Origin of the sequence: Streptomyces sp. HNM0575, from assembly GCF_012726265.1 — a bacterium.
In the GTDB taxonomy this organism is placed as follows: Bacteria; Actinomycetota; Actinomycetes; order Streptomycetales; family Streptomycetaceae; genus Streptomyces.
In genome coordinates, this window is sequence record NZ_JAASAG010000003.1 from 174,522 (window position 1) to 195,516 (window position 20,995).

Sequence of the window (20,995 nt, forward strand, 5' to 3'; positions counted from 1 at the left end):
AGGGGTCCTTGCCGGCGTCCGCGTGTCCGGGGCCGCCCGCGGGAGGTCCGGCCGCGGCGGCGAGCACGTTCCCAGGAGTGCTGGGTTCTTCTCGACCCGCGCCAGGCTCCCGCGCTGGTCGTCCCCGCGACCGGCGCACGTTTGCAGCGAAGCCCAGGCCAGGCACTCCGGGCCAACTCCCTTGCGGGCGGCCCGGGTTCGCCCCGAGGCATCGCCGCGGTCCAGCCCGTCGGCCCGAGGGGTCCTTGCCGGCGTCCGCGTGTCCGGGGCCGCCCGCGGGAGGTCCGGCCGCGGCGGCGAGCACGTTCCCAGGAGTGCTGGGTTCTTCTCGACCCGCGCCAGGCTCCCGCGCTGGTCGCCCTCGCGACCGGCGCACGCTCGCCCCGAGGCCCAGGTCGGGCACCCCGCGGCCAACTCTCCTGCGGGCAGTTCGGGTTCGGCGAGTTCGCGAGTCGCGGCCAATGTGCGCCGGAGCGTGCCGCCGGACCAGAGGTCCGGTTCCGACCTCGGTGCGTTGGCGGGTGCGCCAACTCCCGTGCGGGCAACCCGGGTTGGGGCTTTCCCGGCTGTCCGTCGGTGAGCGCTGGTGGGCGCCCGAGCCCGGCCCGCGTGCCGCCGGGGTCCCGTGCCGGAGCGCCGGTCCGTGTCGGCAGCGGTGTCAACCCCCGTGCGGGCGGCCCGGGTTGGGGTCCGCCCCCCCGATCGCCCGCCAATGAGCGCTGACTGCGCCCCCCCGGGCCCGGGGACGGAGGCCCCGCAACCCAAGGTTGCCGGGTCCCGGGGCGGGGCCCGCCCGCGCTGCGCGTCGGGCCGGGCCCCACTTCGCAAGCCCAGGCCGCAGGCCGCCCCCCTTTGTTCGGACAAACTCTCATGGAGAATGTTCGGACAAAGTATTGACGCCCCGCTCCGGCCCCGGCTAGAACTCCGCTCATGGTCCTTCGGCGTAGAGCACGTAGAGCGACAACGGTGGCCGCGGCCCTGACGAGTGCGGCGCTTCTCGCCGCCGGTTGCAGCAGCTCCGGCGGCAAGGGCGGCGAGGAGCAGAGCGACGGCGCGGGCGGCGGCAAGGGTGTCGACACCCCGCGGATGACGATCGCGATGGTCTCGCACTCCGGTGAGGGCGACACCTTCTGGGACATCGTGCAGAGCGGAGCGAAGGACGCGGCCCGCAAGGACAACGTCCAGTTCGACTACTCGCACGACGACGAGGCGGGCCGCCAGGCGCAGCTCGTGAAGTCGGCCGTCGACAAGAAGGTGGACGGACTGATCGTCACCCTCGCCAAGCCGGACGCGATGAAGGGCGTCCTGAAGAAGGCCGTGAAGGCCGGGATCCCGGTCATCACCATCAACTCCGGGGGAGAGCACTCGAAGGAGTTCGGTGCGCTCTCGCACATCGGGCAGGACGAGGCGATCGCGGGCGAGGCCGTCGGCGAGGAGCTGAACAAGCGCGACCGCAAGAAGGCCCTGTGCGTCATCCACGAGCAGGGCAACGTGTCGCTGGAGCAGCGCTGCGACGGGGCGAAGAAGACCTTCGACGGCGAGATGAGCACGATCAACGTCGACGGCACGAACATGCCGGACGTGCAGTCGTCCGTGGAGGCCAAGCTCGAGTCGGACGACGGCATCGACACCGTGCTCACTCTCGGCGCCCCCTTCGCGGCGACGTCGGCCAAGGCGAAGGAGGAGGCCGACAGCAAGGCGGAGATCGACACCTTCGATCTCAACGCGCAGGTCGTGCAGGGCCTGAAGAACAAGAGCTTCGGCTTCGCGGTCGACCAGCAGCCCTATCTCCAGGGGTACGAGGCGGTGGACGCCCTCTGGCTCCACTCGTACAACGCCAACGAACTGGGCGGCGGCAAGCCGGTATTGACCGGCCCGCAGATCGTCACCAGCAAGGACGTGCCGCGGCTGGAGAAGTACACCAAGCGCGGGACCCGGTGAGCGGACACCGGACAGGGGTCGCCGATACTGGCGCGGACGTCCGCGCCGGTACCGGTGGCCGCCGCGGGCGCCGGGCCGGACAGAAGCACCCGTATCGAGAGGTCGGCAGTACGTGTCAAGGCTGGAAGGGTTCCGGAGGGACCGCGCGTGCGCACCCGCGCGCAGCAGTACGCGCAGGAGTACCGGAACACGCGCCGCCCGGGCCGCGACCGCGGCCCTGCTCCTCGCGTCCGTCGCGCTCGCGGGATGCAGCAGCACCGGCGGACTGCGCGCGGAGAAGCAGCGCGACGCGGCCGTCTCGGGCCACGCCGCCGTCGGCACACCGCGCTGGAAGATCGCCATGGTGAGCCACTCCGGCGAGGGCGACACCTTCTGGGACATCGTCCAGAGCGGCGCGAAGCAGGCGGCGGTGAAGGACAACATCGACTTCAGCTACTCGCACGACAAGGAAGCGGGCCGCCAGGCCCAGCTGGTCAAGGCCGCCGTGGACAACGAGGTGGACGGCCTGATCGTCTCCCTCGCCAAGCCGGAGGCGATCAAGGGCGCCCTGAAGAAGGCGGAGAAGGCGGGGATCCCCGTCGTCACCGTCAACTCCGGCCAGGACAAGTCGAAGGCGTACGGCGCGCTCGCCCACATCGGACAGGACGAGGAGGTCGCGGGCGAGGCCGTCGGACGGGAGCTGAACGAGCGCGGCCGCAAGAAGGCCGTGTGCCTCCTGCACGAGCAGGGCAACGTCGGCCACGAGGAGCGCTGCCGGGGCATTCGCAAGACCTTCGACGGCGAGGTGCGCAACCTCCACGCGGACGGTACGAACATGCCGGCCGTGGAGTCCTCCCTGGAGGCCGAGCTCCAGGCGGACCGCAAGATCGACACGGTGGTGACGCTGGGCGCGCCCTTCGCGCCGACCGCCGTCAAGGCCGCCGACAGCGCGGGCAGCAAGGCCGAGACCGTCACCTTCGACCTCAACGACCAGGCGGCCAGGGGGCTCAAGGACGGCTCGATCGGATTCGCCGTGGACCAGCAGCCCTACCTCCAGGGGTACGAGGCGGTCGACCTGCTGTGGGCCGAGCGCTACAACGCCAACATGCTGGGCGGCGGCAAGCCCGTGCTGACCGGCCCGCAGATCCTCACGAAGAAGGACGCATCCACCTTGCAGAAGTACACGAAGCGGGGCACGCGATGACGGCTGCATCCACACCCACTCCACCCGGCGCCTCCGGTGCGGGGGACGGCGGCGGCACGGGCACGGCCGAGGCGGCCGGCGTCCCCGCCGGCGACGCCAAGGCCGGCACCACGGCCGACGCCAAGGCGCCCGGCGGCCCCGGCGGCCCCGGCAGCTCCGGCACCGCGGACACCGCCGGCCGCACCGGCCAGGGCCAAGGCGAGGCCGCGGGCGGCGACGAGCGCCTCGTACACCGTTCGCTGCTCCAGCGGCTGCTGGGACGCCCCGAACTCGGCGCCGTCGTGGGCGCGATCGCCGTCTTCGTCGTCTTCTCGGTGATCGCCGACAGCTTCCTGCGCGCCTCCAGCCTCTCCACGATCCTCTACGCCTCCTCCACCCTCGGGATCATGGCGGTGCCGGTGGCGCTGCTGATGATCGGCGGCGAGTTCGACCTGTCGACCGGCGTGATGGTCACCAGCTCGTCACTGGTCTCCTCGATGTTCAGCTACCAGATGACGGCGAACGTCTGGGTGGGAGTGGGCGTATCGCTGCTCGTGACGCTGGGCCTCGGCCTGTTCAACGGCTACATGCTCGTGCGTACGAAGCTGCCGAGCTTCATCATCACGCTCGGCACGTTCCTGATGCTCACGGGACTCAACCTCGGCCTCACGAAGCTCATCAGCCGCACCGTCACCACCAAGACGATCTCCGACATGGAGGGCTTCAGCTCGGCGAAGGCGGTCTTCGCGTCCGAGCTGACGATCGGCTCCGCCGACATCCAGATCACCGTCGTGTGGTGGCTGGCACTGGTGGCGCTGGCGACGTGGCTGCTGCTGCGCACGAAGGCCGGCAACTGGATCTTCGCCGTCGGCGGCGGCCAGCACACCGCCCGCGCGGTCGGCGTCCCGGTCGCCCGTACCAAGATCGGCCTCTATCTCGGGGTGGCGCTGGGCGCGTGGATATCCGGCCAGCATCTGCTCTTCAACTACGCCGTCGTGCAGTCCGGCGAGGGCGTGGGCAACGAGCTGATCTACATCGCCGCGGCCGTCATCGGCGGCTGCCTGCTGACCGGCGGCTACGGCTCGGCGGTCGGCGCCGCGGTGGGGGCGTTCATCTTCGGCATGACGAGCAAGGGCATCGTGTACGCGCAGTGGGAGGCCGACTGGTTCAAGTTCTTCCTCGGGGCGATGCTGCTGGTCGCCGTGCTGCTGAACGCGTACATACGCAAGCGTGCGGAGGCGAACCGATGAGCACGGAGAAGGAGCGGGAGAAGGCGCAGGAGCCGGAAAAGGACGGGAACGTGGCGGACGTACAGGACGCGGCCCCGGCCGTGCCGCTCGTGGAGCTGACCGACGTCAGCAAGTTCTACGGCAACATCCGTGCCCTGGAGGACGTCTCGCTCCAGGTCGCCGCGGGCGAGATCACGTGCGTGCTCGGCGACAACGGCGCCGGCAAGTCGACCCTCATCAAGATCGTCGCGGGTCTGCACCAGCACGACGCGGGCACGTTCCGCATCAACGGCGAGGAGGCCCGACTCTCCTCACCGCGCGAGGCCCTGGACCGCGGCATCGCCACCGTCTACCAGGACCTCGCCGTCGTACCGCTGATGCCGGTGTGGCGGAACTTCTTCCTCGGCTCGGAACCCACCAAGGGGCGCGGGCCCTTCGCACGCCTCGACGTCGACCGCATGCGCCGCACCACGCACAGCGAGCTGCTGCGCATGGGCATCGACCTGCGCGACGTCGACCAGCCCATCGGCACCCTCTCCGGCGGCGAGCGGCAGTGCGTGGCCATCGCCCGCGCCGTCTACTTCGGTGCGAAGGTGCTGGTGCTCGACGAGCCGACGGCGGCGCTCGGCGTCAAGCAGTCCGGTGTGGTCCTGAAGTACGTGGCGGCGGCGCGGGACGCCGGGCTCGGCGTCGTGCTGATCACGCACAATCCGCACCACGCGTATCTCGTGGGGGATCGTTTCGTGCTGCTCAAGCGGGGCGCGATGGCGGGCAGCCACCGCAAGGACGGGCTGGAGCTGGAGGAGCTGACCCGGCAGATGTCCGGCGGCAGCGAGCTGGAGCAGCTCAGCCACGAACTGGAGCGCGCGCCGGTACCCGAGCACCTGGGCTGAGCGGCGGCCGCGGCGGCGACGGCCCTTCCCCGTCCGTCGCCCCCGCCCCGCGGGACCGGACAGGGCAGCCGCCGGGCGCGAGCAGCTGCCGGACCGGCCGCTTGCGGGCCCGTATCGCCGCTGGTCAGAGCCCTGTGGCGTCGCGGCCTCGCGCGGTAAGGCAGAATCGGCGAGTGGGCCGGGGTTGTACGGCACGACCGCCGCCCGGCCCGCGATCAGCCGGCCGGGCCGTCGGCCGCCTGCCCAGCCCGTACGACCGACCCGTGGCCCAGAGCCAGCAGCCGCGCACAGAGGAAGGCCGCGCAGTGAGCATGTACAGAGAGCGCGCGGACCGCGACCGTCTCTACCGCCGCTCCGCGCCGAGCGCCAGCGTCCTGCGGACCGTGAGCACCCGGGAGCGGCGCTCGCCCCTGTCGGCGCCCAGGGTCCCCACCGTCGGCATCGACATCGGCGGTACGAAGGTGATGGCGGGGGTCGTCGACGCCGACGGCCACATCCTGGAGCAGGTGCGGGCCGAGACGCCCGAGAAGTCCAAGAGCCCGAAGGTCGTCGAGGACACCATCGCCGAACTGGTCCTGGACCTCTCCGACCGTCACGACGTGCACGCCGTGGGGATCGGCGCCGCCGGCTGGGTGGACGCCGACCGCTCCCGCGTGCTCTTCGCGCCGCATCTCGCGTGGCGTGACGAGCCGCTCAAGGACGCCCTCACCGCGCGTCTCGCCGTGCCGGTCATGGTCGACAACGACGCCAACACCGCCGCGTGGGGCGAGTGGCGCTTCGGCGCCGGCCGCGGCGAGGACCACCTGGTGATGATCACGCTCGGCACGGGCATCGGCGGCGCGATCCTGGAGAACGGCCAGGTCAAGCGCGGAAAGTACGGTGTGGCGGGCGAGTTCGGGCACATGCAGGTCGTGCCCGGCGGCCATCGCTGCCCCTGCGGCAACCGCGGCTGCTGGGAGCAGTACAGCTCGGGCAACGCGCTGGTGCGCGAGGCCCGCGAACTGGCGCTTGCCGAGTCGCCCGTCGCGTACGGCATCATCGAGCGCGTCGACGGCCACGTCTCGGAGATCACCGGGCCGCTCATCACCGAACTCGCCCGCGGCGGCGACGCCATGTGCACCGAGCTGCTCCAGGACATCGGCCAGTGGCTGGGCGTCGGCATCGCCAACCTCGCCGCCGCCCTCGACCCCGGCGGCTTCGTGATCGGCGGAGGCGTCAGCGCCGCCGACGAACTGCTCATCGACCCGGCACGTGAGGCGTTCAAGCGCCATCTGACGGGCCGCGGATACCGTCCGGAGGCCACCATCGCCAAGGCACAGCTCGGCCCCGAGGCCGGCATGGTCGGCGCGGCCGATCTCGCCCGCCTCGTCGCCCGCCGCTTCCGCCGCGCCAACCGGCGCCGCCTGGAGCGCTACGAACGCTACGAGCGGGCCGCGGACAACCTGCGCCGGGCGGTGGGCCAGTGACGACCACGACGCCGCCCCAGAACCTGCGTCCCTCGCAGCGCCCGCCCCAGCGCCCCCCGCACCGGCCGCGCCACCGCCTCCTGACGCTGCTCATAGTCGTACTGCTGATCGCGGTGCCCGGCGGCTATCTCGTCAGGTCGGCCTTCACGAGCCGGGACAGCGGCGAGGAGAAGGAGCGCAAGGCCGCCGCCACCAACCTCACCTACGGCTGGCCGAGCAAGGTCCAGCGCAACGTCTACGACGTGCCGCTGCCGTCCAAGTCCAGCCACTACGCCTTCTACGAGGCCAACTCCTGGCAGACCAGCTCCCTTTACGTGCAGTTCCGCGTGCCGGAGAAGAAGCTCGACGACTTCCTCGACGACGTCGGCACCAACACCTCCGCGCTGCGGGAGGGGAAGGTCACCATCCCCGACAAGCATGCCGACCGGATCGGATGGGACCTGAAGAAGGACGGCCACGACTACGCGGGCACCACGTACCGGCAGGGCGACAGCCGCCCGGACGTGGCGATCACCGTGGACCGCACGTACAAGGACATGCCGCGTGTATATGTCGTGTCCACCGTGAAGTTCTGATGTACACAGCGATGCCCCCTCGGCCGCGCCCCGAAGAGCCCTGGGTAGCGTGGCCGCGTGAGCGAGAAGCAGAGTGACCGGATGTTGCAACACCGCCTCGACGGCCCCGACGACGCCCCCGTCCTCGTGCTCGGTCCGGCCCTCGGCACGACCTGGCACATGTGGGACCGGCAGATCCCGGAACTGACCCGCAACTGGCGCGTTCTCCGCTTCGACCTGCCCGGTCACGGCGGCGCCCCCGCACACCCCGCGGACTCGGCGACCGCGCTCGCCGAGCGCGTCCTGGCCACCCTCGACTCCCTCGGCGTCCACCGCTTCGGCTTCGCCGGGTGCTCCATCGGCGGGGCCGTCGGCATCCAGCTCGGCATCCTCGCCCGCGAGCGGCTCTCCTCGCTCGCCCTGATCTCCACCTCGCCGCGGTTCGGCACCGCCGACGCGTGGCGCCAGCGCGGCGTCGTCGTGCGCACGAACGGCCTCGATCCCATCGCCCGCTCCACGCCCGAGCGTTGGTTCACCGAGGGCTTCATCGAGGCGCAGCCGGCGATCGTGGAGTGGGCCGTGCAGATGGTCCGTACGACCGACCCCGGCTGCTACATCGCCGCCTGCGAGGTGCTGGCCGCCTTCGACGTACGCAGCGAGCTGAGCGGCATCGGCGTGCCCACGCTGGTCGTCGCCGGCGCCGAGGACGAGGCGACACCGCCCGCCGACGCCCGCGGACTCGTCGCGGGGATACCGGACGCGAGGCTGGCGATAGTGCCCGGGGCCTCGCACCTCACGCCCGTCGAACAGCCGGGCGCGGTCACCGAGTTGATCATCAGGCACTTCACCACCAGCTGGCAGGAGTCGCCCGCGGGCCCGCCGGCGCCCGCCCCCGTCATCGCCCCGCAGCCCGTGAGACCGACCGGCGCCATAGCCGAACTGGAGCCGGGCGAGCAGGCTTCGATACGCACCGACCCGTACGACGCGGGGATGAAGGTGCGCCGCGAGGTCCTGGGCGACGCGCACGTGGACCGCGCCCAGGAGAACGCCGACGACTTCACTCAGGACTTCCAGGACCTCGCGACCCGCTACGCGTGGGGCGAGCTGTGGACCAGGCCCGGCATCGACCGGCGCACCCGCAGCGTCATCACCCTCACCGCGCTCGTCTCCCGCGGCCACTTCGACGAGCTGACCTTCCACGTGCGCGCGGCGCTGCGCAACGGGCTCACCCCGGAGGAGATCAAGGAGGTGCTCCTCCAGACCGCGGTCTACGCGGGCGTCCCGGCGGCGAACTCGGCCTTCGCGGTGGCGCAGAAGGTCATACGCGAGGAGACCACCCCCGAGGAGTGAGCGCCCCGAGGAGTGCCCGGGGGCGGTCGCGCCCCGAGGGCGGCCGGGACGCCGCAGGCGTGGGGGCACAATGGGCCCCATGAAGCTGATCAAGAAGGGCCACGCCTGCGTACGGATCGAGCACGAGGGGCGGACGCTCGTCATCGACCCGGGAGGGTTCAGCGAGGACGACGCCGCCGTCGGGGCCGATGCGGTGCTGGTCACGCACGAGCACCCGGACCACTTCGAGGAGGGCAGGCTGCGCGCCGCCATGGAGGCCAACCCGGCGGCGCACATCTGGGCGCCCCGCAGCGTCTCGGAGCAGATCGCCACGACCTTCCCCGGACGGGTCCACCACGTCGGTGAGGGCGACGCCTTCGACGCGGCCGGGTTCGGGATCGAGGTGCACGGGCAGCTGCACGCCGTCATCCATCCCGACATCCCGCGGATCGCCAACTGCGGCTATGTCGTGGACGGTTCGCTGTTCCACCCGGGCGACGCGCTGACCGTGCCGGGCCGTTCCGTCGACACGCTGCTGCTGCCGGTGCACGCGCCCTGGAGCAAGGTCTCCGAGGTCATCGACTACGTGCGCGAGGTGGCGCCCCGGCGCGCGTTCGACGTGCACGACGGGCTGCTCGCCGACCGTGCGCGGCCCGTCTACGACCGGATGATCGGCGACCTCGGCGGCGTGGAGCACGGGCGTCTGGCCCCCGGCGAGAGTGTCGGTGTCGCGCGGTAGATTTCACGGCATGCGTATCGCGACCTGGAACGTCAATTCCATCGGCGCCCGGCTGCCGCGGCTGCTGGAGTGGCTGAAGTCCGCCGGCCCCGATGTGGTCTGCCTCCAGGAGCTGAAGTGCTCCGCGGAGGCCTTCCCCGCCGCCGAAGTCGAGGCGCTGGGCTACGAGTCGCTGGTCAACGGCGACGGCCGGTGGAACGGGGTCGCGGTGCTCTCCCGCGTCGGCCTCGCCGACACCGTCCTCGGTCTCCCCGAGGGCCCGGCCTTCGACGGCGGGCAGGAGTCGCGCGCGGCCGCCGCCACGTGCGGGGGCGTGCGCGTGTGGTCGGTGTACGTGCCGAACGGCCGGGAGGTCGGCCACCCGCACTACGACTACAAGTTGGCGTGGCTGGAGGCGCTCCGTCTCGCCGCCCGCCACGAGGTCTCCGGCGATCTGCCCTTCGCGATACTCGGCGACTACAACATCGCCCCGGCCGACGAGGACGTCTACGACCGTTCCGCCTTCGAGGGCTCCACCCACGTCACCGAGCCGGAGCGGGCCGCCCTTAAGGCGCTGCGCGAGGAGGGCCTCAGCGATGTGATGCCCCGCCCCCTGAAGTACGACCACCCCTATACGTACTGGGACTACAGGCAGTTGTGCTTCCCCAAGAACAGGGGCATGCGCATCGATCTGGTCTATGGGAACGCGCCGTTCGCGGCGGGCGTCCAGGACGCCTACGTCGACAGGGAGGCCCGCAAGGGCAAGGGCGCCTCCGACCACGCCCCGGTCGTCGTCGACCTCGGGATCGCGGCCGACGGCTGAGCGGCGCGGCCGGGGCTGCGCCGGCGGTTCGCCGCCGCCCCGGCCTGCCGCTTGCGGGCTCCCTCCTGCGGGGCTATGGCACGAGCTTGCTCAGCTCCACCGACTCGCCCATCGCCTTGTATCCCGTGTCGCCCGGGTGCAGATGGTCACCGCTGTCGTAGGCGGGCAGCATCCGCTGCGGGCGTGCCGGGTCGCGTACGACGGCGTCGAAGTCGAGCACCGCGTCGAAGGCTCCCTTGCTGTCGCGTACGAAGGCGTTGACGGCGTTGCGCTTGGCGTCCACTTCCGGGAAGCAGTCCTGGTAGCCCTCGCACGGCGTCAACGTCGCCCCGACGACCCGCAGTCCGCGCTCGTGCGCCCGCCGGGCCACCTCCTTCAGGCCCGCGATCACCTCCTCGGGCGTGGAGCCCCAGCGCACGTCGTTGATGCCCTCGAAGACGACGACGGTGTGCGCGTTCGTCTGCCCCAGTACGTCGCGCTCCAGCCGGTGCAGGGCGCTGACTCCGCCCGCGTCGTCGCTGACGCCGTCGCCGGGATAGCGGTCGGAGACCACGCGGTTCGCGGAGATGCCCTGGTTGAGCACTCCGTAGCGCGGCACCTCCTGCTGCGCCCGCAGCCGCCGCGCCAGCACGTCCGGCCAGCGCAGATTCGCGTCCGGCGTGGAGCGCACCCCGTCGGTGATGGAGTCCCCGAAGGCGACCACCGACCCCGGGCCGCCCTGCACGTCGACGCCCGTGAGGAACGGCCACACCTCCAACGAGCCGGTGAACGCGGCCCCTTCGGTGTCGCCCGTACGGTCGCCGCTGCCGCTCGCGCTGACGTAGCTGTGCTGCCGGGCCTCGCTGTGCACCGGCGCCGTCTCGACCCGTCCCGGCAGGTGGATGCTCACCAGCAGGTTGCTGTCGGGCGGCACTTGGAAGCCCACGGGGTCGCTGACGGCGTGCCCGCCCGCCGGCAGCAGCACGCCGTCGCGCCCGCCGAAGTGCAGCGGCACGGGCTTGCCGCGTCCCGTGGCGCCTTCGCGCTGCACGACGACCGAGGCGTGCCCGATCTGCACGGGCCCCGAGGCGAAGGTGTTGGCGAGCTTCACGCGGGTGTGCGAGCCGCCGGCGGAGGTGTGCACGACGAGCCGGAGCGTCTGGTCCACCCAGGGGCCCACCGCGGTGTATCCGGCGGAGCTCGTCGTCCAGCTGCCCGTCCAGGACGACTCCGCGCGCCGTACGGACGCGGCGAAGACGTGCAGATCGCCGTCCGGGCCCGGATCGCGCGGCAGCGTCACGGAACGGACGCTGCGGCCCTCGCGCACCGGCACGGTCACCGCGTACAGCTTGGCCTTCTCGCCGAGCTGCCCGCCGGAGCGGGTGTTGACGTGCGGCAGCGCCACGGCCTTCGTGGCGAGCGGGCCGCCGCGCCAGTCGGGGGCGGAGAGCGTGTAGCCGGAGGTGGAGCCGTCCGAGTAGTGGACGGTGCCGCTGCCGGTGACGTCGCCGCCGGGGCCGCCGCTGGAGGTGCCCGCGACGAGCAGCGATACGGCGTTGCCGCTGCCGCTCACCCGCACCTGCTGCCCGTCGGCCCGTACGTTGTCGGGCTCGCCGGGGCCGGTGTGCGGCCAGCGCAGCGCGGCGGAGTCCAGTCCGAGAAGGCGCCCGGGTTCCCAGCCCGCGGCTCTCAGGTCCTGGGAGGAGAGGGAGTTGCCCGCGCCGTCGAAGTCGGCGTCGCCGGGGTGTGCGTCGTCACTCACTGCACGATTGTCGAAGAGCCGCTCCAAAGGGAGCGGCTCCGTGGGATCAGTGGCGGTAGTTGCGGTTGTTGTCGTGCGGTCCTGCGCGACTGCTGCCGCTGGGGCTGCCGCGAGGGTCACCGTGATCATGAGGGGAACACTCCACAGACGTCCGCGCACGCCGACGGTCCTCTCTCTTCGTCCGGCACCAACACCCTTTCCGCGCCTCCCGATTCGAACGAGGCTGGGTGAAGGTAGAGATACGGCAAAGCGGCGTCAAGGTGTCCAGTCGGGACACCGTCCGTTTTTTCCGCACCCCTGTCCGCAGCACAGCGTGCCTGTGGTGCTCGCCCATGCGGGGATGACACCCTGATGCGTATGAACATCCCCTTCCTGGACAACTGGCGTAAGAGGCACGGGGACGCGCAGGGCGCGTCGCTCTCGGACGCCGTGTCCAGCGACCCCGAAGGAGCCGCGCAGCTGCTCTCCGAGTGCGAACTGCTGCGGGACCAGGCGGAGGACGCCGGCGTCGAACTCGACGACTCCGCCGAGTCGTTGTCCGCCCTCGACCAGCTCCTGCCGCGCTGGCGGGACGACCCCGAAGTCGCACCGTGGCTCGGCAGCGACGCGGGCCTGTATCTGGGGACGGTTCTGGTGCGTACGGTGCCGGGCGCCGGATGGCGGCTGCGGCCGGACGGTCAGCCGGTGGTGCGGCTGGGCTCGGGCCGCGAGCTGGACGTACTGGAAGAGGGGGCGTCGTGGGCGGAGACCGGCACGCCCGAGCTGTCGCAGCTGTACGCGGAGTTCTCCGAAGGCTGAGCGGGCCCGACGGCCGAGGGTGCCCACCGGACGGCCGACGGGCGGGCCGCCGTGGGCCGTTGCTGCCGGATCAGCTCTTCGCGCGGTGGCCGCCGCGCCGCCCGCCGTCCGGGTCGGAAGCCTTCTTCGGCGGGGACGCCTTCTTCGGTGCGGGAGCGGTCGCGGCGCGGGTGACGTCGGCGACGAGTTCGACCACGTCGGCCCCGTACGCCTGGGAGTTGACGACCCGCAGCAGCAGCGCGAAGTTCCCGTTCGGCCCGTACTTGCGGGCCAGCCGCGCGTGGTGGCGGGCGAGATAGCGGGCCGCGGCCTGATTGGTGACGGAGCGCTGGCCGCAGAAGAGGAAGACGGGGCGTGCCGTGTCGCTCTCTCCGGCCGTGAGGCGCGCGAGCAGCACGTGCTCACTCACACCGGACTCCAGCAGATGCCGTTCGCCGCCGATGGTGAAGGAGCCGCGGTCCGGGCTGTTGCCGGTGTCGGTGCCGATCTGGACGCCGGGCAGCAGCGACTGGAGATGCGCGGCCATACGGCGGTTCGAGACGGGCCCGCCGATGCAGAACTCGGTGCGCTCGCCGAAGCCCTGCTGTGCCATGTCGTGGGATATGAGGTCGGCGTTGGCGCCGCACTCCTTGACGACGGCCGACAGCTCCAGCAGCGCGAAGACGTCGTTGCGGGCGACGGACCACTCGCCGGTCGCCGCGTCCCGGTTGACCACGAGCAGGCACTCGGAGTTCTCCGGCAGTCCGAAGAAGCGCTGCTTGCGGGCGAGTACGCGCTGCCACAGATATGTGCGCGCGAACCAGCCCAGGGCGATGGCGATGGCCGCCGCCAGCACACCCGGCACGACCATAGGCAGGTTCTCCGTCATGAGGCGGCAGCGTACATGCGTGCCCTTGGCGGGCCCACCGGAGTCGCCGGGGATCGCCTCCCGACCAGACCGCCCGGTGGGCCCGGGAGCGCGGGGCGGTCGCGGGCCGCGGGAGCCGGGTCCGCACCGGGGCTGACGTGCACGCGACGGCGGGCTAGTCTTCGCTGATCCGTCTCGTCAGGAGGTCTCCATGCGGCGCACCACCAACCGCCGTTCCGCCAGACTGATCGCCGTGCTCACGGCTACCGCAGCCGTCGCAGCGGCGGGCGCGGCCGCCGCGCCCGCCCTCACCGGAAGCGGCGGCGCAGCGGCAGGGCACCAGCAGTCGAAGAAGCCGGTCGCGGTCGGTTACGGCGGTGCCGTCTCCAGCGTGGACGCCGACGCGTCGGCAGCCGGCATCAAGGTGCTCAAGCAGGGCGGGAACGCGGTCGACGCGGCTGTGGCCACCGCCGCCGCGCTCGGCGTGACCGAGCCGTACTCCGCGGGCCTGGGCGGAGGCGGCTACCTCGTCTCGTACGACGCCTCCAGCGGCAAGGTCCGCACCCTCGACGGCCGGGAGACCGCGCCGAAGAGCGCCGACGAGAAGCTCTTCCAGGAGGACGGCAAGGCACTGCCGTTCGACGAGGCCGTCACCAGCGGACTGAGCGTCGGCACTCCCGGCACGCCCGCCACCTGGCAGGAGGCGCTCGGCAAGTGGGGCACCAAGCCGCTCGGCAAGGTGCTCGCGCCCGCACAGAAGCTGGCGCATGACGGATTCACCGTCGACGACACCTTCCGCGATCAGACCGCGGAGAACGAGAAGCGCTTCCGCAAGTTCCCCGACACCGTGGACCTGTTCATGCCCGGCGGCAAGCTGCCGAAGACGGGCAGCACGCTGCGCAACCCGGACCTGGCACGCACGTACGCCACGATCGCCCGCAAGGGCATAGGCCCCCTCTACGACGGCGCGATCGCCGACGACATCGTGAAGACGGTGCGCAAGCCGCCCGTCGGACCGGACACGAAGAAGGTGCGCACGGGCGATCTGACGCGGGACGACCTCAAGGCGTACGGGGCCAAGAAGCAGGGACCGTCGCACACCCGCTACCGCGGCCTCGACGTGTTCGGCATGGCGCCGTCGTCCTCCGGCGGCACGACCGTCGGCGAGGCGCTGAACATCCTCGAGCGCAGCGACCTGAGCAAGCTCAGCAAGAAGAAGCTGCTGCACCGCTACATCGAGGCCAGCCGGGTCGCCTTCGCCGACCGCGGCCGCTGGGTCGGCGACCCCTCGGCGGAGGACGTGCCGACGAAGGACCTGCTCTCGCAGCGCTTCGCCGACTCCCGCGCCTGCCTGATCAAGGACGACAAGGTGCTCAAGAGCCCTGTGACGCCCGGCGATCCGCGCCACCCCGAGGACTGCGGATCCGGTGACAAGGCCGCGCCGACGACCTACGAGGGCGACAGCACCACGCATCTGACCGCGGCCGACAAGTGGGGCAACATCGTCTCCTACACGCTGACGATCGAGCAGACCGGCGGCAGCGGCATCACCGTCCCCGGCCGGGGCTTCCTGCTCAACAACGAGCTGACGGACTTCTCCTTCGAGCCCGCCGACCCCGACGTGCACGACCCGAACCTGCCCGGTCCCGGCAAGCGCCCCCGCTCGTCGATGTCGCCGACGATCGTGCTGAAGGGCGGCAAGCCGGCCTTCGCGCTGGGCTCGCCGGGCGGCGCCACGATCATCACGACCGTGCTCCAGAGCATGATCAACCACGTGGACCGCGGCATGCCGCTGGGCGACGCCATCAACGCGCCGCGGGCCAGCCAGCGGAACGCGGAGAAGACCGAGCTCGAACCGAAGCTGTGGAACAGCGATCTGCGGCCGCAGTTGGAGGACCTCGGGCACTCCTTCACGAAGATCGACGAGATCGGCGCCGCCACCGGCGTACAGCCGCTGCCCGGCGGCCGCTGGCTCGCCGCTGCCGAGAAGGATCGGCGCGGCGGCGGATCGGCGATGGTGGTGCACCCCTCGAAGCGGTAGCTCGAAGAGGCAGGGAGCCGCAGGCGTACGGCGGCGGCCCGGGGCGTACGGGCCGTTGCCGTACGGGCCGCGCCGTACCGCCGGCGAGCGGCAGGCCGGGCGGTCGCCGGGAGCGCGTACGAAAGCCGTCCGTAGCGTTGCGGTAACACCCGCGGTAACACGGCGGGTGTGCAATGCGGGGCATGGCAGAAGTGTCCGCTCCGGCGACCGTCCGGCAGCCTCCAGACGCGGTGCGCGCCTATGCTGCCGAACTGGTCGCGCTGGCCCGGCGGTTGGACCCCGGGACGGGATGGTTCGCCGTCTTCAGGGAGCACGATCCGCACGGCCTGCGGGAGTGCCTGTCGGGGCGCGAGATGGCGCCCTGGGACGTGGTGGCCTCGCTGCTGGAGGATCTCGGGCGGCTGCACGGCACCGGCACGGCCCGGGGGCTGGAGGAGCGCCTGCGTCCATTGCACCGGGCGGCCGTCGCCGCGTACGACCTGCACACCGGTGGTGAGCCGGTGCTGCGTGACCGACTCGCCGCGGCGGTCCGGGAGTTGGACCAGGCCGCGGCTCGCGTACGCACGCTGGAGCCGGACGGCGGCTCGGAACTGGCCCTGGCCCGGGACTATCACGCACGTGTCGAGTCGCGCTGCGTGGAACTGCGGGCCCGCCTCGCGGACGCCGCGGGCGCCGCGGACGCCTCCCGGGGCGTGCCCCACGACGTCGCGCGCACGGCCGCTCCCGGGGCCGGGGCCGGGGTCGTGCCGGAGACTGCGCCCGAGGCCGTGCCGGAGGCCGTGGGGGAGGCCGTCCGCGAGAAGGCCGCGCCGCCCAAGCGGCGGATGCGCACGGGCGGTTCCCGCTTTGCGGGCGCCGTAGAGGAGCCGGATGCCCCGGGACCGGCCCCGATCGTGCCCCCTGGAGCCCCCTCGCCGGATCTGGCCCCTCTCGGGGACCGGACGCCCGGCACCCACGACGGCGCCGGGCGGAGCGGCGAAGTCGCCCCGCGCGGCGCACGGTTCGCCGGTGCGGTGCAGCCCGCGGGGGCGGGCACGGCCACGGCGCTGCCCGCCCGCGAGGAGGCGGCCGCGGCGCGCGTCGCCGCGAGCGAGGCCGCCGCCCGGCTGATCGCGCTGCGGCAGGTCGGAGACGGCGGCACGGCGTACGCCCTGCTGTGCGAGGCGGCGCAATGGCGGCCCCTGCGGCTCGCCGTGCTGGTCGACGAGTTGCAGCGGCGCGGACTGGGCTCGGACGTGGGGATCCTGCTGTGGGAGGCCGCGGTGCTGCCCGCCGCCGGGTTCGTGGAGGCCGCCTGCGCGCTGTCGGCACTGGGCCGGGGCGAGGAGAGCACGCGCATGCTCCGCCAGGGCGTCTCACGTCCGCCGGAGCAGATCGCCGAAGCCGCGCTGGCGCTGCACCATGCGGGCCGCGGACACGAGGCCGTGGAGCTTCTCGCCGCGATGCTCCGCTTCCGGGCGCCGGCGGGGGCCGTGCAGGTGGCGCGCGCCGGACCGGCGGTGCTCGTCGGCCTCGTGCTGGAGGCGGCCCGCACCCTCTCCCACGAGCAGTGCCGAAGTGTCGCCCACGCCCTGCGGGTCGAAGGGCTACCCGGCGTGCCGAGGGAGCTGTGACGGCGTGACGGCAAAGCTTCGCACGGCGCCGCGCCGTCGCTCGTCGTCCCTGGTAGGCCGCGGACGGGCGGCCCCCGCCGCGCGCCCGTACCGGTTCGCGGAGCGAGATCCGTCGGGCGACGTGGCGCCGATGCCCTTGCCACCGTGCGAGACCCGACCTACGGTCACATTCTCACGTGGATCTACGCGTGTCGAATGGCCTTGACCTCCCGGCAAAGGAGCTGCTCATGCCCGACGTTGTGCGCGCCGCCCTCGTGCAGGCGACCTGGACAGGCGACACAGATTCGATGATCGAGAAGCATGAGCGGTACGCGCGCGAGGCCGCCCGGCAGGGCGCACGCGTCATCGGCTTCCAAGAGGTCTTCAACGCCCCGTACTTCTGCCAGGTGCAGGACGCCGAGCACTACAAGTGGGCCGAACCCGTCCCGGACGGGCCGACGGTGCGGCGGATGCAGGAGCTGGCGCGGGAGACGGGAATGGTGGTGGTCGTCCCCGTCTTCGAGGTCGAGCAGTCCGGCTTCTACTACAACACCGCCGCCGTCATCGACGCGGACGGCACGGTGCTGGGCACGTACCGCAAGCATCACCTGCCCCAACTCCCGGGCTTCTGGGAGAAGTTCTACTTCAAGCCCGGCAACCTGGGCTGGCCCGTCTTCGACACCGCGGTCGGCCGGATCGGCGTCTACATCTGCTACGACCGCCACTTCCCCGAGGGCTGGCGCGAACTCGGCCTGGCCGGCGCCCAGCTCGTCTACAACCCCTCCGCCACCTCCCGCGGCCTCTCCAGCCACCTGTGGCAGCTGGAACAGCCCGCCGCGGCCGTCGCCAACGAGTACTTCATCGCCGCCATCAACCGCGTCGGCACCGAGGAGTACGGCGACAACGACTTCTACGGCACGAGCTACTTCGTCGACCCGCGCGGCCAGTTCGTCGGCGACGTCGCCAGCGACAAGGAGGAGGAACTCCTCGTCCGCGACCTCGACTTCGACGTCATCGACGAGGTGCGCCGGCAGTGGGCCTTCTACCGAGACCGGCGGCCCGACGCCTACGAGGGGCTGGTGCGGCCCTGATGAGCACTGCGCAACCGGCAGGCCACTCCCCGGATCCGGAGGCCCTCCTCCAGCGCACCCGCGCCGTACTGCCCGACTGGCTCGCGCTCTACTACGACCGGCCGCTGGAGATCACCCACGGCGAGGGACGGTACGTCTGGGACGGCGAGGGCAACCGCTACCTCGACTTCTTCGGCGGCATCCTCACCACCATGACGGCGCACGCGCTGCCCGAGGTGACCAAGGCCGTCAGCGAGCAGGCGGGCCGCATCCTGCACAGCTCCACGCTGTATCTGGACCGTCCCATGGTCGACTTGGCGGAGCGCATCGCCGCCCTGTCCGGCATCCCGGACGCCCGGGTCTTCTTCACCACCTCCGGTACGGAGGCCAACGACACGGCGCTGCTGCTGGCCACCACCCACCGTCGCTCCAACCAGATCCTGGCGCTGCGCAACAGCTACCACGGGCGCTCCTTCTCGGCGGTCGGCATCACCGGCAACCGCTCCTGGTCGCCCACCACCCTCTCGCCGCTCCAGACGCTCTACGTGCACGGCGGCGTGCGCACCCGCGGTCCCTACGCGGCCCTGGACGACGCCGGGTTCATCGATGCGTGCACCGCGGACCTGACGGACATGCTCGGCCAGACCGGCGGCGACGTCGCGGCGCTGATCGCCGAACCGGTGCAGGGCGTCGGCGGGTTCACCTCGCCGCCCGACGGCCTCCTCGCCGCGTTCCGTGAAGTCCTCAGCGAACACGGCATTCTGTGGATCAGCGACGAGGTGCAGACCGGCTGGGGCCGTACGGGCGAGCACTTCTGGGGATGGCAGGCACACGACGGGGCCGGGCCGCCCGACATGCTCACCTTCGCCAAGGGCATCGGCAACGGCATGTCGATCGGCGGCGTCGTGGCGCGTGCCGAGGTCATGAACTGCCTTCCGGCGAACTCCATCTCCACCTTCGGCGGCAGCCCCGTCACCATGGCCGCCGGCAACGCGAACCTCAACTACCTGCTGGAGCACGACCTTCAGGGCAACGCCCGCCGCGTCGGAGGTCTCCTGCTGGAGCGGCTGCGGGCCGCGTCGGCGGGTCTCGGCGTCGTACGGGAGGTGCGCGGCCGCGGCCTGATGGCCGGTGTGGAGCTGGTCGACCCGCACACCGGCGCCCCGTCGCCGGAGGCGGCCTCGCTGGTGCTGGAGGCCGCACGCGAGCGCGGCCTGCTCATCGGCAAGGGCGGCGGCCACGCCACCAGCAGCGTGCTGCGCATCGCGCCGCCGCTGACCCTCACCGTCGCGGAGGCGGAGGAGGGCGCCGAGATCCTTGAGCAGGCCTTGCGCACGGCCGACAACGAGCTGGGAGGGGAGAGCACTCAATGACGCACTCACGTACGGTCGTTCGCGGGGGACTCGTCATCACCGCGTCCGACGAGACACACGCGGACGTGCTGATCGAGGACGGACGCGTCGTCGCCACCGCCGCCACGGGAAGCAGCGTCGCGGAGGGCTGGACCGCCGAGCGGAGCATCGACGCCACCGGCAAGTACGTCATCCCGGGCGGCGTCGACGGTCACACGCACATGGACATGCCCTTCGGCGGCACCTTCTCCTCCGACGACTTCGAGACGGGCACGAGGGCCGCGGCCTGGGGCGGCACCACGACCATCGTCGACTTCGCCATCCAGCAGAAGGGGCACTCGCTGCGCGAGGGACTGGACCGCTGGCACGCCAAGGCCGACGCGCAGTGCGCCATCGACTACGGCTTCCACATGATCCTCGCCGACGTCAACCAGGGGACGCTGAAGGAGATGGACCTCCTCGTGGAGGAGGGCATCAGCTCCTTCAAGATGTTCATGGCCTATCCCGGTGTCTTCTACAGCGACGACGGGCAGATCCTGCGGGCCATGCAGCGCACCGCCGCCAACGGCGGGCTGACGATGATGCACGCGGAGAACGGCATCGCCATCGACGTGCTCGTCGAGCAGGCCCTCGCCGAGGGCCGCACCGACCCCCGCTACCACGGGGAGGTGCGCAAGGCGCTGCTGGAGGCGGAGGCCACGCACCGCGCCATCCAGCTGGCGCGGGTGGCCGGTTCACCGCTGTACGTCGTGCACGTCTCCGCCGAGGAGGCCGTCGCCGAGCTGGCCGGAGCACGCGACAAGGGGCTTCCGGTGTTCGGCGAGACCTGTCCGCAGTACCTGTTCCTGACGGTCGACAAGCTGGCGGAACCCGACTTCGGCGGCGCCAAGTACGTCTGCTCCACGCCGCTTCGGCCCCGGGAACACCAGGCGGCACTGTGGCGCGGGCTGCGCACGAACGACCTCCAGGTGGTCTCCACCGACCACTGCCCGTTCTGCTTCGTCGGCCAGAAGGAGCTGGGCCGCGGCGACTTCTCCAAGATCCCCAACGGGATGCCCGGCGTCGAGCACCGCATGGACCTGCTCCACCAGGCCGTGCTCGAAGGGCACATCTCGCGCCGCCGCTGGATCGAGCTCGCCTGCGCCACCCCGGCCCGGATGTTCGGGCTCTACCCCAAGAAGGGGACGCTACAGCCCGGTTCGGACGCCGACCTCGTCGTCTACGACCCCGGAGCCGAGCAGACCCTCTCCGCCGAGACGCACCACATGAACGTCGACTACTCGGCCTACGAAGGCAAGCGGATCACCGGGCAGGTCGAGACGGTGCTCTCGCGCGGCGAGACCGTCGTCGACAGGCGCACCTACACAGGACGTGCGGGGCACGGGCAGTACACCCCGCGCGGTCTGTGCCAACTCCTCGACTGAAGACAGCGGTTGCTG

At 71.8% G+C, this 20,995-nt stretch carries 17 protein-coding genes; 15 read left to right on the plus strand and 2 right to left on the minus strand.

Annotated elements, in window-relative coordinates:
• The first annotated feature begins 930 nt into the window (after positions 1-930).
• The 9 genes from HCC61_RS08795 to HCC61_RS08835 all read left to right on the plus strand — a co-directional run bounded on the left by HCC61_RS08795 (position 931) and on the right by HCC61_RS08835 (position 10,115).
• Positions 931-1,941 (plus strand): sugar ABC transporter substrate-binding protein, encoded by a 1,011-nt coding sequence (locus tag HCC61_RS08795; RefSeq protein WP_169134746.1) that lies wholly within the window; start codon positions 931-933, stop codon positions 1,939-1,941.
• Between the two features lie 217 nt (positions 1,942-2,158).
• Complete coding sequence (locus HCC61_RS08800) at positions 2,159-3,124, plus strand: substrate-binding domain-containing protein (protein WP_169135192.1); 966 nt, start codon at positions 2,159-2,161, stop codon at positions 3,122-3,124.
• A complete protein-coding gene (locus HCC61_RS08805) occupies positions 3,121-4,353 on the plus strand; it encodes an ABC transporter permease (protein ID WP_240968714.1) in 1,233 nt (410 codons plus the stop codon). Before HCC61_RS08800 ends, HCC61_RS08805 begins: the two co-directional genes overlap by 4 nt.
• On the plus strand, positions 4,350-5,225 hold the full coding sequence (locus HCC61_RS08810; RefSeq protein ID WP_169134747.1) for an ATP-binding cassette domain-containing protein: 876 nt from the start codon (positions 4,350-4,352) through the stop codon (positions 5,223-5,225). Before HCC61_RS08805 ends, HCC61_RS08810 begins: the two co-directional genes overlap by 4 nt.
• 311 nt (positions 5,226-5,536) lie before the next feature.
• Positions 5,537-6,691, plus strand: coding sequence for an ROK family glucokinase (locus tag HCC61_RS08815; protein WP_169135194.1), 1,155 nt, complete (start codon positions 5,537-5,539; stop codon positions 6,689-6,691).
• On the plus strand, positions 6,688-7,266 hold the full coding sequence (locus HCC61_RS08820) for a hypothetical protein (RefSeq protein ID WP_346777099.1): 579 nt from the start codon (positions 6,688-6,690) through the stop codon (positions 7,264-7,266). The genes HCC61_RS08815 and HCC61_RS08820 overlap by 4 nt, the downstream gene beginning before the upstream one ends.
• A gap of 81 nt (positions 7,267-7,347) precedes the next feature.
• The gene (gene pcaC / locus HCC61_RS08825; RefSeq protein WP_169135196.1) at positions 7,348-8,595 is read left to right on the plus strand and encodes a 4-carboxymuconolactone decarboxylase; all 1,248 of its coding nucleotides are present in this window, start codon (positions 7,348-7,350) and stop codon (positions 8,593-8,595) included.
• 79 nt (positions 8,596-8,674) lie between these two features.
• Positions 8,675-9,313, plus strand: coding sequence for an MBL fold metallo-hydrolase (locus HCC61_RS08830; protein WP_169134748.1), 639 nt, complete (start codon positions 8,675-8,677; stop codon positions 9,311-9,313).
• Between the two features lie 10 nt (positions 9,314-9,323).
• Positions 9,324-10,115, plus strand: coding sequence for an exodeoxyribonuclease III (locus tag HCC61_RS08835; RefSeq protein ID WP_169134749.1), 792 nt, complete (start codon positions 9,324-9,326; stop codon positions 10,113-10,115).
• Between the two features lie 73 nt (positions 10,116-10,188).
• Here HCC61_RS08835 and HCC61_RS08840 read toward each other — a convergent pair whose 3' ends face one another.
• Entirely contained in the window at positions 10,189-11,985 is a 1,797-nt protein-coding gene (locus tag HCC61_RS08840; RefSeq protein ID WP_169134750.1) for an SGNH/GDSL hydrolase family protein, read from the minus strand.
• A gap of 228 nt (positions 11,986-12,213) precedes the next feature.
• On the opposite strand from HCC61_RS08840, the gene HCC61_RS08845 reads away from it, so the two are divergent.
• Entirely contained in the window at positions 12,214-12,654 is a 441-nt protein-coding gene (locus tag HCC61_RS08845) for a DUF6278 family protein (protein WP_169134751.1), read from the plus strand.
• A gap of 70 nt (positions 12,655-12,724) precedes the next feature.
• Here HCC61_RS08845 and HCC61_RS08850 read toward each other — a convergent pair whose 3' ends face one another.
• Positions 12,725-13,522 (minus strand): hypothetical protein, encoded by a 798-nt coding sequence (locus tag HCC61_RS08850; protein WP_169134752.1) that lies wholly within the window; start codon positions 13,520-13,522, stop codon positions 12,725-12,727.
• Positions 13,523-13,712: 190 nt separating this feature from the next.
• Here HCC61_RS08850 and ggt point away from each other — a divergent pair, with 190 nt between their 5' ends.
• The 5 genes from ggt to hydA all read left to right on the plus strand — a co-directional run bounded on the left by ggt (position 13,713) and on the right by hydA (position 20,980).
• Positions 13,713-15,542 carry a gamma-glutamyltransferase gene (ggt, locus tag HCC61_RS08855; protein WP_169134753.1) on the plus strand — a complete coding sequence of 610 codons (1,830 nt, stop codon included), beginning with the start codon at positions 13,713-13,715 and terminating at the stop codon, positions 15,540-15,542.
• Positions 15,543-15,724: 182 nt separating this feature from the next.
• Positions 15,725-17,155: a hypothetical protein gene (locus tag HCC61_RS08860; RefSeq protein ID WP_169134754.1), complete on the plus strand. Its 1,431-nt coding sequence runs from the start codon at positions 15,725-15,727 to the stop codon at positions 17,153-17,155.
• A gap of 227 nt (positions 17,156-17,382) precedes the next feature.
• Positions 17,383-18,225 carry a nitrilase-related carbon-nitrogen hydrolase gene (locus HCC61_RS08865; RefSeq protein WP_169134755.1) on the plus strand — a complete coding sequence of 281 codons (843 nt, stop codon included), beginning with the start codon at positions 17,383-17,385 and terminating at the stop codon, positions 18,223-18,225.
• Positions 18,225-19,577 (plus strand): aspartate aminotransferase family protein, encoded by a 1,353-nt coding sequence (locus HCC61_RS08870; RefSeq protein ID WP_169134756.1) that lies wholly within the window; start codon positions 18,225-18,227, stop codon positions 19,575-19,577. The genes HCC61_RS08865 and HCC61_RS08870 overlap by 1 nt, the downstream gene beginning before the upstream one ends.
• Positions 19,574-20,980, plus strand: a complete 1,407-nt coding sequence (gene hydA, locus HCC61_RS08875; RefSeq protein ID WP_169134757.1) for a dihydropyrimidinase — start codon at positions 19,574-19,576, stop codon at positions 20,978-20,980. The genes HCC61_RS08870 and hydA overlap by 4 nt, the downstream gene beginning before the upstream one ends.
• Positions 20,981-20,995 lie beyond the last annotated feature (15 nt).

Coding starts and splice junctions, on each gene's coding strand:
- HCC61_RS08795 (WP_169134746.1), top strand. CDS start 931: ATGGTCCTTCGGCGTAGAGCACGTAGAGCGACAACGGTGGCCGCGGCC.
- HCC61_RS08805 (WP_240968714.1), top strand. CDS start 3,121: ATGACGGCTGCATCCACACCCACTCCACCCGGCGCCTCCGGTGCGGGG.
- HCC61_RS08810 (WP_169134747.1), top strand. CDS start 4,350: ATGAGCACGGAGAAGGAGCGGGAGAAGGCGCAGGAGCCGGAAAAGGAC.
- HCC61_RS08815 (WP_169135194.1), top strand. CDS start 5,537: ATGTACAGAGAGCGCGCGGACCGCGACCGTCTCTACCGCCGCTCCGCG.
- pcaC (WP_169135196.1), top strand. CDS start 7,348: ATGTTGCAACACCGCCTCGACGGCCCCGACGACGCCCCCGTCCTCGTG.
- HCC61_RS08830 (WP_169134748.1), top strand. CDS start 8,675: ATGAAGCTGATCAAGAAGGGCCACGCCTGCGTACGGATCGAGCACGAG.
- HCC61_RS08835 (WP_169134749.1), top strand. CDS start 9,324: ATGCGTATCGCGACCTGGAACGTCAATTCCATCGGCGCCCGGCTGCCG.
- HCC61_RS08840 (WP_169134750.1), bottom strand. CDS start 11,985: ATGATCACGGTGACCCTCGCGGCAGCCCCAGCGGCAGCAGTCGCGCAG.
- HCC61_RS08845 (WP_169134751.1), top strand. CDS start 12,214: ATGAACATCCCCTTCCTGGACAACTGGCGTAAGAGGCACGGGGACGCG.
- HCC61_RS08850 (WP_169134752.1), bottom strand. CDS start 13,522: ATGACGGAGAACCTGCCTATGGTCGTGCCGGGTGTGCTGGCGGCGGCC.
- ggt (WP_169134753.1), top strand. CDS start 13,713: ATGCGGCGCACCACCAACCGCCGTTCCGCCAGACTGATCGCCGTGCTC.
- HCC61_RS08860 (WP_169134754.1), top strand. CDS start 15,725: ATGGCAGAAGTGTCCGCTCCGGCGACCGTCCGGCAGCCTCCAGACGCG.
- HCC61_RS08865 (WP_169134755.1), top strand. CDS start 17,383: ATGCCCGACGTTGTGCGCGCCGCCCTCGTGCAGGCGACCTGGACAGGC.
- HCC61_RS08870 (WP_169134756.1), top strand. CDS start 18,225: ATGAGCACTGCGCAACCGGCAGGCCACTCCCCGGATCCGGAGGCCCTC.
- hydA (WP_169134757.1), top strand. CDS start 19,574: ATGACGCACTCACGTACGGTCGTTCGCGGGGGACTCGTCATCACCGCG.